Source organism: Amycolatopsis sp. cmx-4-61 (genome assembly GCF_046548775.1).
Taxonomy (GTDB): domain Bacteria; phylum Actinomycetota; class Actinomycetes; order Mycobacteriales; family Pseudonocardiaceae; genus Amycolatopsis.
On the sequence record NZ_JAEBEI010000003.1, the window covers coordinates 34,805 to 50,841 of the forward strand.

Consider the following 16,037-nt stretch of genomic DNA (forward strand, 5'->3'; position numbering starts at 1 on the left):
ACGAGTGGCAGAACCGGTCACGGCCTTCCGGCCCTGGCGAGGGCGGTCGTCACCGGGCCAGACTGGAGGCAAGTCACCGGACTCCGGTGGCCCAGGTCCGCGGCGGGTTCAAACCAGAGCCACCGCAGACCGCCCCCGCACCGGCCGCGGTCACCGGTTCAGCAGCACGATCGCCGCGTTGAGGGCCGTCGCGAAGAGCGTCCAGGCCAGGTAGGGCAGCTGCAGCGCCGCCGCCACCTCCGACCGCCGACGGAACACCACCAGCGTGCCGGCGAGCACGACGTTGAGCACGACGATTTCGACCAGCGCCAGCGTGTACGCACCGGCCGCGAAGAACAGCGGCGTCCACGCCGCGTTGAGCACCAGGCCGGCCGCGTACCAGGTGAAGTCGCGGCGGGTGCCGCCCGCCCGCCAGTACAGCCAGCCCGACACGGCGATCAGCAGGTACAGCACCGTCCACACGGGACCGAAGAGCCAGGAGGGCGGGGCCCAGCCCGGCTGGACGAGTCCGGTGTAGACAGCACGCGACCGCGTAGCGGCCAGGCTGCCGACGACGGCCACCGCGCTCACCGCGGCGAGGAAACCGACCAAGGCCAGCGGTGCCGGGGTGGACCGGGGCACTGTCGTCATGCCGGTTCTCCTGCGGTCGGATGATCGATGCACAGTCGTTGCGCCGAGGAACAGCATACGAGACGATTCGGAAGAACGCTGGGTATGGTCGATTCATACTCGATGCAAAGCGCGTGTTTGGTTGCCGGACCGATCTCCCGGTGGCCCGGTCGAACCCGGGACGACCGATGAATTTACTCACCACGCCGGCCAAGGGCTCGAGCGCCGGCGGTGGCGCGGTCAGCCGCCCAGCGCGGCCAAGGCGTCGGGGAAGGACGGCGGCAGTGGCTCCCCCACCGTCGGCAGGCCGCGCCAGCCCGGGCCGGCCGGGCGCACCGGGATGCCCTCCGCGTGCAGCGTGCGCAGGGTCCGCACGTCCGCGGACGGCGACGTCATCGACCACACCACCACGGCGCTGGGCGAGTACCGGCCGGACACGACCCGCAGGACGTCGACCGAGACCAGCCCGCTCAGGAACATCGCGGGCGCGCCGTCGTCGCCCAGCGCCGCGCTGAGCATCTTAACCGGCAGTTCGTGCCGTTCGGCCGGGCCGCAGACGAAGAGCGCGGGCCCCCGGCCGGCCCGCGGGGGCGCCGGGGTCCGCAACCGGTCCAGGGCCGCCGAGGCCGCGGCGGCCAGCGCCCACTCGGCGGCCATCGCGTCGCGGTCACCGGCCTCCGCCCAGCGCTCGCCGATGGCACGCAGGACCGGCGCCACGACCCCGGTCCACGACTTCGCGACGCCGAGGCTCGCGAGCGCGTCGTCGACGAGGTCGCCCATGGTGGCCACGTCGAGCAGTCCGGCGGCCTCGGCGATCCGCTGCCGCCGCAGTTCGACGGTCGTCCCCGCCGCCGACCGGGACAGCACCAGCCGGGCGGCTTCGCGCGCCCGGGTGCCCTGCGCCTGGAGTGCCCGCATCCGCCGCAGCCGGTCGACGTCTTCGGGCGTGTACCGCCGCCGGCCGTTCTCCTCGCGAGCCGAGGCGCCGATGCCGTACCGCTGTTCCCACGTCCGCAGCGTCACCTGGGAGACGCCGAGGTTCCGGGCCACCTCGGCCGAGCCGAGGGAGCGCCCTTCGGGTGGTGGTCTGCTCACTCGGTCTCCCGCCGCCGTTGAACCGATTCTGCATCACGGTACCCCTAGGCGACCGTCGGCGTTCGGGACTGCAAAGCCATTCTGGCGACGATTGTCTTCGGCGGCGGGGTTTGCATCGCTGTTGCATCTCGGATTCAGGCGATCCACTCAGGACAGTGCGGCTTCGTCGCGGAACGCGGCCACCGCGCACTCCGCCGCGCACCCCGAGGTGCCCGCGGCCACGACGACGCTGCCGGGGATCGTGATCGCCGGCTCGAGCGGGATCGCCCGGACCCGCGTCGAGCGGATCTCGGCCACCTGGTCCGCCGGGAGCACCGTCCAGCTCCGCGGCTCCGAGCCGACCTCGACGATCGTGTCCTGGAGCGTGCCGGTCGACCGGCCCGCCCTCGGGCACAGCCCGGTTTCGTGCAGGGCGACGACGACGGCGTCGTGCAGCGGCGGGTCGTGCTCGCGGGCGGGCACGCGCAGCGTGTCCCCGGCCAGCTCGGCGAGGCCGACGGCCGGGCGGCCGGCCGCGGGGTGGTGCCGGGACACCACCGCGTACAGGCGTTCGGTCCAGGCCGGCCGCACCGCGAGCCCGGGCGCGGACCGCACGCCGCGAGCCAGCGCCAGGTCGAGTTCACCCTGCCGGAGTGCGTTGAGCCGGGCCTCGACCGGCAGATCGACCAGCACCACGTCGAACTCCGGCGCCCGCTCGCGCAGCGCGTCGATGCCGCGTTCGAGCCGGGCGGTCAGCCCCGCGGCGGTGCCGATGCGCACCGTCGTCATGACCTCCTTCGCCGCGGCCTGCACCTGGCCGGCCGCGGCGAGCGTGCTGCGTGCGGCGGCGAGCACCCGCTGCCCGGCCGCGGTCAGCCGGACGCGCCGGGGTGACCGGTCCAGCAGCCGGACCCCGAGTTCCCGCTCCAGCCGGGCGATCTGCTGGCTGACGGCGGGCTGGGCGACGTGCAGCCGCTCGGCGGCCCGGCCGAAGTGCAGCTCGTCGGCGACGGTGACGAAGTACCGCAGTGCCCGCAGCTCCATGCTCCCCGCCTGGTCGGCTCGACGATAAGGCGAGCTTATCGCAGCACGTCGAAGTTGGTGCTGGTGCGCGGCGCCGGCCGGTGCTGAAGTGCGATCATGACCATCGAACCGGGACCGCTCGGCGCCTACCTGACCGCCGCCGAGGCGACCGCGGCGGACGCCGTCGCACTGGAAGAAGCCGGGTACGGCGCGATCTGGCTGGCCGCGTCGCCGCCCGCCGACCTCCTGGCGGCCGAACGGCTGCTCGACGCCACCAGCCGGATCCTCGTCGGCGCCAGCGTGCTCAACGTGTGGCGGGCGGACGTGGCCGAAGTCGCGGAGTCCTACCACCGGATCGCGGGCCGGCACGCCGGCCGGCTCCTCCTCGGCATCGGCGCCGGCCACCGTGAACTCGACGCCGGGTACACGTCCCCGCTCGCGAAGATCGCGGGCTACCTGGACGCACTGACCGCGGTCGGCGTGCCCGCCGACCGCGTGCTGCTGGCGGCGCTCGGGCCGAAGATGCTGCGGCTGGCGGCCGACCGCGCCGCGGGCACGCTGACCCTGCAGGTGACCCCGGAACACACCCGGCGCGCCCGGCAGGTCCTCGGCCCGGCCAAGCTGGTGGTGCCCGGCCACGGCGCGCTGCTGGACACCGACGCCGGACGGGCCCGCGAGACCGGCCGGGCGGCGCTGCGCCCGATGCTGGGGGTCGCCGGCTACGCCGGCAACCTCCGGCGGATCGGCTTCACCGACGAGGACCTCACCGACCCGTTCAGCGACCGGCTGGTCGACGCCCTGGTCCTGCACGGCGACGCGGCGGCCATCGCCGCGGGCATCCGCGCGGAACTGGCCGCCGGAGCGGACCAGGTCGGCGTGCACGCCATCGGCGAAGATCCGATCGGCGTGCTGCGCGCGATCGCCGATGAGCTGCCTGCCGGTCCCGCGCGGCGTCCGGTCCCGGCTGCCGGTGCCCCGGCACCGGCCCCGGGAACGGGCTCGGCGGGCTAGGCTCGGATCGAGCAGTTCGCCACCACTCTCAAGGGGAGCCACGGACGTGGTCGAGACGCACGACATCGTTCGCCCGCCCGCCGAGCTCAGTGCGGCCCTCGCGGCCGTCGGCAGTGCGACGGCCAGTGCGGAGCTCAGCCGCATGGGCATCCGCAGCGCCTTCATCCGCGGCCCGGTTTCGGTGACGCCCGGCGTGCGCGTGGCCGGCCCGGCGCTGACGCTGCAGTTCCTGCCGAAGCGGGAAGACCGTTACCCCGCCGACGAATACGCCGAGCCGGAGAAGCAGCTGCACCGGCACGTCATGTACCACACGCGACCCGGCGACCTGATCGTCGTCGACGCGCGCGGGGACATGAGCAGCGGGGTGTTCGGCGAAATGATGCTGACCTACTTCAAGGGCCGCGGCGGGGCCGGCGTGGTGGTCGACGGGTGCCTGCGGGACATCGGCGAGGCCAAGCGGCTCGGCCTCGGGCTGTGGATCCGGGGCGCCACCCCGAACTTCCACGCCCAGACCGACATCGTCCCGGCCGCCGTCAACGTGCCGGTCGCCTGCGGCGGCACGCTCGTCGAGCCGGGCGACATCATCGTCGCCGACGACGACGGGGCGGTGGTGGTGCCGGTCGAGCTCGCACCCGCACTGGTGGCGGTGACGCGGGAACACGCGGACTGGGAGGAGTTCTCCCGGATCCGGCTGGCCGAGGGCGGCGACCTGCGGCGGTACTACCCGCTGTCGGAGGAGGCCCGGCCCGAGTACGAGCGGTGGCGCGCCGAGCAGGGCGGGGCCTGACGCGGGCCTTCACCCCTTCACCGCCCCCGCGGTGAGGCCCTCGGTCAGGAACCGCTGCCCGAACCCGTACATGAGCACGACCGGAATGCTGACCAGCAGCGACGCCGCGGCCAGCTGCCCCTGCGGGACGACGTCCCCGAAGATCATCGACTGCATGCCGACGGGCAGCGTCTTGTAGTCATCCTTGGTGATGAACACGAAGGCGAACAGGAATTCGTTCCACGCGTTCGTCAGCGTGAACAGCGCGACCGCCAGCAGGCCCGGTTTGGCCAGCGGCAGCACGATCCGGCGGAACGCCCCGAACCGCGTGCAGCCGTCGACCAGCGCGGCCTCCTCGAGGTCGGCCGGGATCGACTTGAAGTAGCCGACGAGCAGCCACGTCGCGAACGGCAGCGTGAACGTGGGGTAGGCGAGCACGAGCGACCACAGCGAATCGTTGAGCCCGATTCCGCTCACCAGCCGGTACAGCGGGATGAACAGCAACGCACCCGGCATCACGTACGTGAGCAGGATCGTCACCGTGAAGCTCTCCGAACCCCGGAACTTCAGCCGCGCCAGCGCGTAGCCGGCCAAGGCCGCGCAGACCAGGGCGATCACGGTGGACGCCACCGACACCAGGATCGTGTTGACGTACCAGGTGCCGAACGCGCGGCCGGTGAACAGGTTGGTGAACTGCTCGGTGGTCCACGGCGCCGGCCAGAGGTCGCCGGTGCGCGCGACGATCTGGTCGTCGGACTTGAAGGCCGTGACCGTCATCCAGTAGAGCGGGGCGAGCACGAACCCGAACAGGGCCACGAGCGCCACCCCGGAGCCGGTGCCGCCGACCACGCGGGCGGCCACCCGGTTGCCCCGCGCGGCGAGCGCGGAAACGAGCCGGCCGACGAGGGCCGCGAGCACCACGAACACCGCCAGCACGAGCGCGGCTTTCCAGGCTATTCGCGGTGCCGCCCAGGCCAGCACCAGCACCGACACCGCGGCGAGCACCCACGGCAGCGCCCGGCGCTGCGGGGGTGTCAGCCGGCGGCGCCCGAGGTCGTCCGCGCCCGGCAGGTCGCTGCGCCGCATCACCCGCACGAGGAGCACCACGAGGACGGCGATGACCGGCAGCATCACCAGCGTGACCGCCGCGCCCGCGCCCAGCTGCAGCTGCTGGATGGCCTTCGAGTAGGCCACCATCACGTACGGGGCGGTGGCGTCCCCCGGCCCCCCCTGGGTCATCAGCCAGACCAGGTCGAAGTTGTTGAACGTCCAGATCGAGGACAGCAGCACCGTCACGATCATGACCGGACGCAGGCCCGGCAGGGTGATGTGCAGGAAGCGCTGCCAGAGCGAGGCGCCGTCCACCATCGCCGCCTCGTGGAGGTGGCCGTCGATGGCCTTGAGCCCGGCGAGGAACGTCACCGTGAAGAACGGGATCCCCTTCCAGACGTTGACGAGGATGACCGACGGCATCGCGAGCGCGGGGTCGGACAGCCACTCCGCGGGCCACCGGTCGACGAGCCCGAGGGACGCGAGAGCGGGCCCGATGCCGGTGTCGGTGAGCAGGACGTTGACGCTGCCGAAGATCGGGTCGAGCAAGGAGCGCCAGGTGAAGGCCGTGACGACCGTCGGGATCACCCACGGCAGCAGGATCACCGCGGCGACGATCGCCCGGCCGCGGCGCAGGTGGTGCAGCAGCAGCGCCGCGACGAGCCCGAAGGTCACCTTGAAGATCTCGGCGTACCCGGTGAAGACGAACGAGTTCAGCACCCCTCGGTGGAACACGGCGTCGCCGATCAGGGCGGTGTAGTTGTCCAGCCCCACGAACACCGTCTCGGCACCGTGGCGCTCGGTCGTGCTGGTGACGACCGAGCTGACGATCGGGACGAGGATCAGGCCCGCGACGAGCACCAGCGTCGGCCCGGTGAACACCGCGGCGAGGCGCCAGTCGCGGCCGAGCAGCCGCTGCGCCGGCGTGCGCGAGGACGACGCGGACGGCGCCGGGCGGACCGGCGCCGTCGGCGTCCTCTTCGGACGCAGGACGGTCATTGCCGGTAGCCTTGTTGTTCGAAGATCTGCACGATCCGCGCGTGGGTGGCGGCGACCGCGTCGGCCGGCCGGGTGCCCTGGATGACCGACTGCATCATGTCGGTCAGCAGGTAGGCGGCGGTGGCGGCCTGCTCGCCGGGGCTGGGGGCCTGCGGGAACGCGTACCCGGTCTTGGTCTTCTCCGGCAGCTGGGCGCGGGTCTGCTCGCGCAGCGCGGCGAACGCCGGATCGCCGGTCGTGTAGTACGGATCGGAGTCCCACACCTTGTCCCACGAGGGGTTGACCAGGCACGGTGCTTCCTTCGCGACGCCGAGCAGCGCGCTCCCGCCGGCCATGAACTTCGCCACCAGCTTGGCGAGCGCGGGGTTCTTCGCCCCCTTGAAGACGACGAACGAGTTGGATTCGCCGTACGCGAGCGGCCGGTCGAGCGCCGGTCCGGTGGCACCGTTGAACACGTGCGTGTTGGCGTAGACCGGGTTCTTCTTGGTCTTCGAGTCGGCATACACGCTGAACTGGTTGAGCGTGAGCCCCAGGATCTGCGCCAGCCAGTTGTCGTTGTTGCTCGAGTCGGTCCAGCTGCCGATTCCGGGCGGGAGCATCGGCGCGTACTTCGGGTTCGTGTAGATGTCGCCGATGAAGGTGACGGCGGCGACGGTTTCCGGCGAGTTGAAGACCACTTTCGTGCCCGTGTTGTCGGCGATCGCGCCGCCGTAGGTGTTGATGACGTTGGCGATGAAGCCGTTCGCGTCGCCGGAGCGGTTCACCGTGAGCCCCCAGCCGAAGCGCCGCTTGGCCGGGTCGGAGACCGCCAAGGCGTTGTCCCGCAGCTCTTCCCACGAGTAGTACGGCTTGAGCGGGAGCCCCTTCTCCGCGTACCAGTCCTTGCGCAGGTACATCCCGGTCGCGATGAAGTGGTACGGGATCGCGTACCAGCGCCCGTCGAACACGCAGTAGTTGTTCGCCTCCGTCGCGGGTTCTCCGTAGAGGGCGCGCATGTCCGCGACCACGTCGGTGACATCGGTGAGGGCGCCGAGGTTGTGGAGCTGGCCGACGAACCGCCGGTCGCTCAGGAAGGCCAAGTCGCGGTTGGTGCCCGCCTTCACCTCGGCGTCCATCTTCGCGACCATGTCACCGGCGTCACCGGACACGAGGTCGTTGCGGATCGTGGTCCCGGTGGCCTGCGCGAACACCTGCAGCAACTTGTCCAGTGCCTTGTTGGCGGCTTCCGAATACAGTTTCTGCGAAAGCATCCCCACCGAGCCGCCCCGCAGCGCCGCTGCCTGGTCGAGCAGCGCCTTGGGGACCTGGACGTCGACCTGGGGTGCGGGTGCGGGACCGCTCGCGCACCCGGCGAGGCCGAGCACGCCCAGCGCGCTCACCCCGAGGAAGGTACGTCTCGGCCACTCCGATTTCTCTGCCATGCCTCGTCCGTCCTCGTCATTGGTTCCGGATCTCGGTCGTGCAGTGCGCTAGCGCTTGCTTCGCTGCTCCGCGAGGAGCGTGGAGTAGTTGTTGCTCAGGTGCCGCCGCATGGCCGCGCGGGCACCTTCGGGATCGCGGGCGACGAGCGCCTCGTAGATCTCGGCGTGTTCGGCGGTGGCGCGGTGCAGCCCGGCCGGCGCCTCGTTGGTGACGCGCCGGCTCGCCGTGCCGAGCCAGCGCGCGGAGTACATGATCCGGTCCAGGATGCGGTTGTCGGCCGCCCGGCAGATCTCCATGTGGAACTCGTGGTCGACCTCGAGGTAGGCGTCGGGATCCGCCTCGAGCGCGGCCATGCGGTCGAGCTCGCCCTTGAGCCGGCCGAGCGTCGCCCCGGTGGCGCCGGCCGCGGCCATCGCGGCCAGTTCCGGCTCGAGCAGCACCCGCGTCTGGTGCAGCTCCTGCAGCAGCTCGGCCACGATCTCCGTGGGCAGCCACTCGATCAGCAGCGGGCTCAGGTAGTCCCACTCCGCGCGCGGGCGCACGACGACGCGGCGGCCCTGCGCGATGTCGACGATGTCCAGTGAGGCGAGGATCTTGAGCGTCTCCCGCGCGACCACGCGGGACACCCCGAACTCCTGGGAGATCTCGAGTTCCGACGGGGCGCGGCCCTCTTCGATCCCGCCGCTGACGATCCGCCGGGTCAGGTGGGCGGCCACCTGCACCGGGAGGGTCCGGACCTTGACAGCGTCCGGAGACTCTTGTCTCCTTGGCATGTCATCAGCTTATCGGACAAGTGGGACGTCGCATTAGTCCGTTCATACGCACCACCCGGCGACGGGAGAGCAATGCGGATCGTGAACGTCACGACGGCGGTGGTCGCCTACCACGGTCAGGCCACCCTGGTGCGGATCGACACCGACGAGGGCCTCAGCGGGTTCGGCGAGGCCAATCCCGACGCGGGCGCGGCCGCCGTCGTGGGGGTGATCGAAACGCTGACGCCGCTGCTGGTCGGCGAGGACCCGCGCAACGTCGAGCGGTGCTGGGAGAAACTGCGCCGCAGCAACGTTTTCGCGGGGTCACAGGGCGGGGTGTTCGTGATCGCGCTGTCCGGCATCGAGCTGGCGCTGTGGGACCTCGCGGGCAAGGCCGCGGGCCTGCCGGTGCACCGGCTGCTCGGCGGGAAGTTCCGCGACCGGATCCGCCTCTACGCCGACTGCGGCGACGGCGACGACCCGGCGGGCTCGGTCGCCGGGTGCGTCGACCGGGCGCAGCGGATGGTCGCCGAAGGGTTCACCGCCCTCAAGTTCGACATCGACGACCTGCACCACCCCGCCAAGCTCGACGCCTTCAACCACACGATCGGCGCCGCCGAACTGCGTTCGATGGTCGAGCGGGTGGCCGCCGTCCGGGAGGCGATCGGACCGGACGTGGACCTGGCCATCGACCTGCACGCCCGCTACGACGTCCCGAGCGCGTGCCGGATCTCGTGGGAGCTCGAGCCGTTCGGCCTGATGTGGCTCGAGGAGCCGCTGCCGGCGGAGAACGTCGACGCGCTGGTGCGGGTGCGCGCGCAGACCCGCACCCCGATCTGCGCCGGCGAAAACCTGTACCTGCGCTGGGGTTTCCGCGAGCTGCTCGAGCGCGGCGCGGTGGACGTCATCGAGCCGGACGTGCCGAAGTGCGGCGGCCTGGCCGAGGCCAAGAAGATCGCCAACCTCGCGGAGCTGCACTACATCCCGTTCGCCCCGCACCTGGTGTCGACGCCGCTGGGCACGATGGCCACGTCCCACCAGTGCGCGGCGATCCCGAACTTCTTCGTCCAGGAATGGCACGCCCTCGAGGAGCGCGCGGTGTGGGACAGCTACGTTCACGCCCCCGACGGCAGCGGCTCGATCGTCAAGGACGGCTACATCACGCTGCCCGACACGCCCGGCATCGGGGTGGAACTCGACATGGACGGCGTCCGCGCCCACGCCGTCGCCGGCTACGGGATCTTCGAGTAGGTGGCGGCTCCGGTCACCGGACCGGAGCCGCCACCGCGGGTCGCGCCGGTCACCAGCCGACGGCGACCACCAGCCACTGCGGGTCCCCGTGCGAGACGAACGAGGACTGCCCGGCCACGTCGTCGTACGGGAAGCCGTACGCGAGGTGGTTGATGCCGTGGTCGTGCCAGAACTTCGCGTAGTAGTTCGCCGGCGCCGCCTGGTAGTAGCGCGACGGGTCCTGCCACTGCGACTGCGGCAGGTGGGCCGTGTGGCGGTTCAGCGCCGCGCACATGTCGGGGTTGCCCGCCAGCGATCCGGCGCAGCCGGTGATGTTCGACGTGGGCTCGTTCACCCCGACCGACTGGGCGTAGGAGGTGAAGTAGTTCGCGTACTTGCCGCCGGTGCGGAAGTCCGGGGCGCTGCCCGGGGCCGGGATCCGGTACGGCGCGTTCACCGTGGCCAGGCCCTTGAACTCGGTCGGCACCTCGGCCTGGAACCGGGCGAAGGTGGCCGAGCGGTCCTCCTGGAACAGGCCGTAGTCGTCGCCGACCTGCACGTCGTAGCCGTCGTGCGCGTGCAGCCGCATGGCGAGCTTCAGCGCGAACGCGTCCACCCGGGTCGTGTTGCCGTTGAACGCGTCCGGGCCGACGGTGAACTCGATGAAGTCGGCGTACTGGCCGTTCGGGGTGCCCAGGTAGAAGTACATCCGGCCGGCCGAGTTGGCCGGCATGTCGATGTAGGGCTGCTCGGCGATCGAGTGGGTCTGGCCGCCGAAGTTCCAGTACACCTGGCTGTCCGGGTACTTGCCGTTCGTCCGGTTGAGCACCTTGACCGTGAGCACGTTCCGCGCGGCCGGGATGGTGCTGGTGTCACCCCAGAACGAGTCGGGCGGCGTGCCCGCGCCGGGCTGGGTCGTCCCGCCGCCGGTGCCGTAGACCTGGAACTCCCACAGCGAGACGCCGTAGGGGGTGGCCCGCGCGGTCGTGGACAACCGCACGTACCGCCCGGAGCCGGTGACGTTCAGCGTCTGCGTGCCGCCGGTTCCGGTCGTCGTCTGGTACACAGTGGACCAGCTGGAGCCGTTGTCGGACAGCTGGATCTGGTAGGCCGTGGCGTAAGCCGCCTCCCAGCGCAGCACGACCTGGCTGACGGTCGCCGCGCCGCCGAGGTCGACCTGGAGCCACTGGGGATCGCTGAACTGCGACGACCAGCGGGTGCCGGTGTTGCCGTCCACCGCGGCGGCCGCGGGGGTGCCGGCGTTCTCCACCGACGACGCGGTGGCGGCTTTCCCCTGGGAAATGACCGAGTCGGCGGCGTGCGCCGACGGGACGGCGAAACCGAGCGCGGCGACGGCGACGGCCGCCGCGAGCGTCGCCAAGCGGGCACGGGGTCCGCGGCGACGGTGCCGCGGCGGGGCGTTCGTGGACATGGTTCCTCCCTGGCTGGGAAGCGGGCGGACCCGCCGCCAGTCAGGCAACGGCGTGGTCCGGCTCGTCCCGGAACACCGGGCGGATGCCCTGGGAGGGCCGGTGGGAACGATCGGTGAAAAGGTTCATACCACCGCACCCGACCTGTCAACCCTTGACAGATCCGCCGCCCGCGGCGATCCTCGGAACCGGTTCCACCTCCTTCCTCTGCGTGGCGCCGCCACCCGCCCAGGGGCCGGCTCACCAGGAGTCAGCCATGCCCAGCGAGCTCGTGCATCGCGCCGTCGGACCCTGCGAACACCCCCACCCCACCGCCATCGCCCACTCCGGTGCCGCACGCGGCCGCCGCCGGTGGGCTCGCCCGGCAGCACCAGCAGCGCATTCGGTGGGGCGGGCCGCCGCCGGCCCGCCCCACCGCACCTTCGCCGCCCGGCGCACGTGACTTCTCCGGCCCCCCGCGGGGCAGTCACGGGCCGTCCGGGCGACCGCCCTCAGCGCCCGTCGTTGAGGTCGCTGATGCTGCGGCGCACCGCGGCGCGCAACGCCGACGTCCGGGTGTCGGCCGCACCGGCCACGGCCGCCGTCGCCGCGTGCCCGCCGGTCACCGGACCCGCCACCGGGAAGACGCTGTCCTCCCCGGGCAGCGGGACCCCCGGGCAGGTGGCCGGTCCGGGCCGGGAGTTCGCGAGCAGGAAGACGTTCACCATGCCGTCGACGCACGGGTTGCCGCCCAGGGCGTACTGGCCGTGGAACGCCGCGTCGTCGACCGAGACCATCGGGACCCCGGCGGCGCGGACCGCCGAACGTGCCTGCTCGTAACCGGTTTGCGGGTCGAACTCGCCCTGGACCACCAGGACGTGGCCCGCGGCTTCGGCCGGGAGCCCGGCCAGGACCTGCCGGGGAGCGTCGGTCCAGAACCCGCACGGCTCGGTGAGACCGTAGGCCCAGCCGTAGATCGGGTACTGCGGGCCCTGGCGGTCGGACAGGCGCTTGTACCAGTCGGCGCTCTTGGTCGGCTGGTCGCCGCACGCCACCGCGTAGCGCGTGCCGGAAACCTTGCTGTAGTCCGGTTCCGTCGCGGCGAGCCCGGCGGCGACGTCGGCGCCGGTCAGCCGGGCCAGCGGCTTGCCGAACGCGGCCGCGGACGAGGTGTCCAGCTGCTCGGCGAGCGCCGCCGGAGCCTGGACGGGCTTGCCGTCGAGCTCACCGGCGCCGGCGACGAGCGCCGCGGCGATGAGGATCCACCGGATCTCGCTGCCGTTGCCGGCGAAGAGGGCGTCGAACTGGTCCGGGGCCAGCCCGAGCCCGGCGTAATACGCGCGCAGCCGCTCGATCTTCTGCTTCACCTCGGCCGGCGAAGCACCGAGCTGGGCCGGGAACTGACGCGACAGCCACGGCACGAAGACGTCGTCCGTCTGCCGCTGCCCGCTCTTCGGGAACGCCTCGAAGTCGGCCTGCAGCCGGCCTTCGAAGTCGACGCTCGAGTCGAGCACCACCTTGCCCACGCTGCCCGGGAACAGCGACGCGTACTTGGCGCCGAGCCAGGTCCCGTAGGAGTACCCGAGGTAGTTGAGCTTCCGCTCCCCCAGCAGGGTCCGGATCAGCTCCATGTCGTGCGCGGTCTGCCAGGTCGTGACGAACGGCGTGATCGCGTCACTCTGACACGCCTCCGCGACCGCCCGCGGCGTCTTCCGGTGCTCGGCGATGCTGGCGGCGGAGCGGTCACGCGCGTCGAGCGGGCCCTGCGGCAGCCGTCCCGTCGGCACCCGGCAGGCGAACGCCGTGTCCGGGACGCCTTCGTGTCCGGTGCCCCGGGGGTCCATGCCGATGAAGTCGTACCGCTCGTTCACGCCCGGCTCCAGGCCCGCCAGCGCACCCGCCAGCGAACTGCCCTGGCCGCCGGGACCACCCGGGTTCACGAGCAGGGCGCCGGTGCGCTCCCCCGTCGCCGCGACGCGGCTGATCGACACGCTCAGGTCCACCCCGGCGTCCGGGTTCGCCCAGTCCCGCGGCACGGTGACCAGCGCGCATTCGGCCGGCTTCGCCCCGGTGGTGACGGGGAACGGGCACGCTCCCCAGGCCAGCTGCTGGCCGGTGTAGCGGTCCGGCGCCGGCCCGGCCGCGGCCGCCGTTCCCGCCGGAACCGCCGGCAGCGCGAGCAGCACGGCGGCGGCCAGCACCCGGCCCGCTGATTTCTTCTTCACAGGATGTCCCTCGTCCGAGTGAATGATCACCCGGAGTATGGCGCGCGCTCCCGGCGCCGGGATCAACCGAAAGTACGAGAAGGAGTCTCCGGTCCGCCGTCCACGCGCACGACGAGCGTCCGCGCCACGAGATCACCGATCCGCTGCTGCCGCCGGGTCACCACGATGCTGACGACGGCCACCAAGCCGAACAACAGCCCGTCGACCGTGCACAGCAGCCACCGGAAGACGTAGGCGCGCACCTTCGGCGGCCCGCCGCGCAGGGTTTCCACGCGCAGCCCCGTCACCAGCATGCCCGGGGTGATCCCGCCCCGGCGCAGGGGGATCCAGATCTGGATCACGGCGTCGAAGACGTAGCTGACGGCGAGGAACGTGACGAGTGGCACCCACAGCACCGCCTTCGGCGGCAGCAAACCCCACTGCACCGGTGGAATGACGACGAGGCCCGCCCCCAGCCCGGCGAACATCCCCAAGCCGGTGGCCAGCGCCTGGTCCAGCACCGCCTGGACGACCCGGCGGCCCGCCATCCCCAGCCGCGCCGGCACCTCTCGCCGCCGGACCGGGATGGTCACCGCGCTGACAGCACACTCGGCGAGTCTTGCACACCGGTCAAGCGGGGCACCTCAGCCCAGCAACCCGCGCTGCCACGCCCAAACCGCGATCTCCGTGCGGTTCCGGAGTTCGAGCTTGCGCTGCACGCTCGCCAGGTGGGTCTTGACCGTCGACAGGGAGACGCGGAGGTCGTCGGCGATCTCGGCGTTGGTCCGGCCGCGGGCGACCGCGAGGACCACATCGGACTCGCGCTCGGTCAGCAGGCCCGGTGTGCCCTGCGTGCGCAGCCGCGCCTTTTCGGTGAACCGGGCCAGCAGGCGCACGGTGACCGAAGGCGAGACCATCGCCTCCCCGCCGGCCGCCGCGCGCACCGCGTCCACCAGCATCCGGGGACCGGCGTCCTTGAGCAGGAACCCGCTGGCGCCGCCGAGCAGGGCGGCGTAGACGTTCTCGTCCGCGTCGTAGGTCGTCACCACCACGACCCGGAGCGGGTGGGCGACCCCCGGGCCGGCCAGCAGCTCGGTGGCCCGCAGACCGTCCACTTTGGGCATCCGGATGTCCATCAGCGTGACGTCCGGCCGCAGTTGCCGCGCCAGCCGGACCGCGGCCTCCCCGTCGGCGGCTTCGGCGATCACGTCGATGTCCGGCGCGGCGTCGAGCACGAGCCGGAAACCGGTGCGCACCAGCACCTGGTCGTCGGCGACGAGCACCCGGATGGCCATCAGATCCCCCTCGGCAACGCGTCGAACGGCGAATCCTCGCCGCCCAGGGGGAACCGCGCCACGACCCGCCACCGCGCACCGGCCTCCCGCCCCGCGGTCAGCCGGCCGCCCAGCATGGCCAGCCGCTCGGTCATGCCGGTGATCCCGAACCCGCCGCGTGCGGACGGGGATGCGGCGGGGACACCGTCGTTGCGCACCTCGAGCACGAGCTCGTCGGCTTCGACCCGGACGGAGACGGCCACGTCCGTCGCACCCGGCGCGTGCCGGCGGACGTTGGTCAGCGCTTCGGTCACGACGCGGTGGACGGTCGTGGCCACCGGGGACGGCACCGGCAGCTGGTCCAGCTCCTCGGCGACGTCCACCCGGGCGGCGGAGCCGGCGGCGGCGCGCACCACGTCACCGAGGACGGCACCGGAGTGCGGTGGCACGTCCTCGGTGTCCCGCAGCATCTCGACGAGCCGGCGCGCGGCGGCCAGTGCCGCGCCGCCCGCTCCCTCGATCTCGCGGTAGACCGCCGCGTGCCCGCCGACGTCCGCGTTCGCCTCGGTGATCGCCCGCGCGGCCTGCACGCGGACGACGATCCCGCTGACGTGGTGGGACACCAGGTCGTGCAGCTCCCTGGCCAGCTGCAGGCGTTCGTGGGCGCGCACGCGGTCCAGCGCGTCGCGCTGCCGGCCGTCGGCCGCCCGCAGGATCAGCCCGACCCCGACGCAGGCACCCCAGTACGCCGCGGCGGCCACCGCCAGCAGGGTCGCCGGCTCGCCGCTGCCGTAGCGCAGCAGCGGCGCGGCGATCATGACGGCGCCGAGCACCGGTGCGAGCGCGGCCGCGTACTTCGGCTCCAGCTTGCGGCCGGCCGAGGCGGTGAGGATCCCGGCCGCCACGATCTCGGCGACCGGCGGCTGGCTCCGGGTGTCCCCGGCGATCGACACGGCCGTGCCGATCGCCGACAGCGCGGCGACGACGCTCCCGAGCACGCCGACGTGGCGGGGGAAGCGCCGCCGCAGCACGGCCAGGACCGGGATCGCGGTTCCCGTGGAGGCGAGCACGCCGGTCAGGGGCGCGGCCCAGCTGCCGCCCCCGCCGGGGGTACGCAGCACCAGCACCGCGTCGGCGACGATCGCCGCGGCCAGCACCGCGAGCTCCGTGCCGAGCATGCCGCGCCGGACCCCGGCCCCCGCTCCGCGCATGGC

14 protein-coding genes are annotated in these 16,037 nt (G+C 72.5%); 3 read left to right on the forward strand and 11 right to left on the reverse strand.

Annotated features, from left to right (window positions below; all coding sequences use genetic code 11):
• Positions 1–150: 150 nt before the first annotated feature.
• From ACLJOU_RS12485 to ACLJOU_RS12495, 3 genes are all read right to left on the reverse strand, one after another.
• Positions 151–630: a TspO/MBR family protein gene (locus ACLJOU_RS12485; protein ID WP_410566769.1), complete on the reverse strand. Its 480-nt coding sequence runs from the start codon at positions 628–630 to the stop codon at positions 151–153.
• A 219-nt stretch (positions 631–849) separates the two neighbouring features.
• A complete protein-coding gene (locus ACLJOU_RS12490) occupies positions 850–1,704 on the reverse strand; it encodes a MerR family transcriptional regulator (protein WP_410566771.1) in 855 nt (284 codons plus the stop codon).
• Positions 1,705–1,851: 147 nt separating this feature from the next.
• Positions 1,852–2,727, reverse strand: a complete 876-nt coding sequence (locus ACLJOU_RS12495; RefSeq protein WP_410566773.1) for a LysR family transcriptional regulator — start codon at positions 2,725–2,727, stop codon at positions 1,852–1,854.
• 96 nt (positions 2,728–2,823) lie between these two features.
• Between ACLJOU_RS12495 and ACLJOU_RS12500 the strand changes: the two genes are divergently transcribed.
• On the forward strand, positions 2,824–3,717 hold the full coding sequence (locus ACLJOU_RS12500) for a TIGR03620 family F420-dependent LLM class oxidoreductase (RefSeq protein WP_410566775.1): 894 nt from the start codon (positions 2,824–2,826) through the stop codon (positions 3,715–3,717).
• A gap of 46 nt (positions 3,718–3,763) precedes the next feature.
• The gene (locus tag ACLJOU_RS12505) at positions 3,764–4,504 is read left to right on the forward strand and encodes a ribonuclease activity regulator RraA (protein WP_410566777.1); all 741 of its coding nucleotides are present in this window, start codon (positions 3,764–3,766) and stop codon (positions 4,502–4,504) included.
• A gap of 9 nt (positions 4,505–4,513) precedes the next feature.
• On the opposite strand, the gene ACLJOU_RS12510 is transcribed toward ACLJOU_RS12505, so the two are convergent.
• Genes ACLJOU_RS12510 through ACLJOU_RS12520 form a run of 3 tightly spaced genes read right to left on the reverse strand, consistent with a single transcriptional unit; the run spans position 4,514 to position 8,727 of the window.
• Entirely contained in the window at positions 4,514–6,532 is a 2,019-nt protein-coding gene (locus tag ACLJOU_RS12510; protein WP_410566779.1) for an ABC transporter permease subunit, read from the reverse strand.
• Positions 6,529–7,953 carry an ABC transporter substrate-binding protein gene (locus tag ACLJOU_RS12515; protein WP_410566781.1) on the reverse strand — a complete coding sequence of 475 codons (1,425 nt, stop codon included), beginning with the start codon at positions 7,951–7,953 and terminating at the stop codon, positions 6,529–6,531. The genes ACLJOU_RS12510 and ACLJOU_RS12515 overlap by 4 nt, the downstream gene beginning before the upstream one ends.
• Positions 7,954–8,001: 48 nt before the next feature.
• Positions 8,002–8,727 (reverse strand): FadR/GntR family transcriptional regulator, encoded by a 726-nt coding sequence (locus ACLJOU_RS12520; protein WP_410566783.1) that lies wholly within the window; start codon positions 8,725–8,727, stop codon positions 8,002–8,004.
• Between the two features lie 72 nt (positions 8,728–8,799).
• On the opposite strand from ACLJOU_RS12520, the gene ACLJOU_RS12525 reads away from it, so the two are divergent.
• Positions 8,800–9,957 carry a mandelate racemase/muconate lactonizing enzyme family protein gene (locus tag ACLJOU_RS12525; RefSeq protein WP_410566785.1) on the forward strand — a complete coding sequence of 386 codons (1,158 nt, stop codon included), beginning with the start codon at positions 8,800–8,802 and terminating at the stop codon, positions 9,955–9,957.
• Between the two features lie 49 nt (positions 9,958–10,006).
• On the opposite strand, the gene ACLJOU_RS12530 is transcribed toward ACLJOU_RS12525, so the two are convergent.
• The 5 genes from ACLJOU_RS12530 to ACLJOU_RS12550 form a co-directional block, all read right to left on the reverse strand.
• The gene (locus ACLJOU_RS12530) at positions 10,007–11,368 is read right to left on the reverse strand and encodes a beta-1,3-glucanase family protein (protein WP_410566787.1); all 1,362 of its coding nucleotides are present in this window, start codon (positions 11,366–11,368) and stop codon (positions 10,007–10,009) included.
• 489 nt (positions 11,369–11,857) lie between these two features.
• Positions 11,858–13,570: an alpha/beta fold hydrolase gene (locus tag ACLJOU_RS12535; RefSeq protein ID WP_410566789.1), complete on the reverse strand. Its 1,713-nt coding sequence runs from the start codon at positions 13,568–13,570 to the stop codon at positions 11,858–11,860.
• Between the two features lie 62 nt (positions 13,571–13,632).
• A complete protein-coding gene (locus ACLJOU_RS12540) occupies positions 13,633–14,142 on the reverse strand; it encodes an RDD family protein (protein WP_410566791.1) in 510 nt (169 codons plus the stop codon).
• Positions 14,143–14,193: 51 nt separating this feature from the next.
• Positions 14,194–14,844: a response regulator gene (locus ACLJOU_RS12545; RefSeq protein WP_410566793.1), complete on the reverse strand. Its 651-nt coding sequence runs from the start codon at positions 14,842–14,844 to the stop codon at positions 14,194–14,196.
• Positions 14,844–16,034: a sensor histidine kinase gene (locus tag ACLJOU_RS12550; RefSeq protein WP_410566794.1), complete on the reverse strand. Its 1,191-nt coding sequence runs from the start codon at positions 16,032–16,034 to the stop codon at positions 14,844–14,846. The genes ACLJOU_RS12545 and ACLJOU_RS12550 overlap by 1 nt, the downstream gene beginning before the upstream one ends.
• Positions 16,035–16,037: the final 3 nt, after the last annotated feature.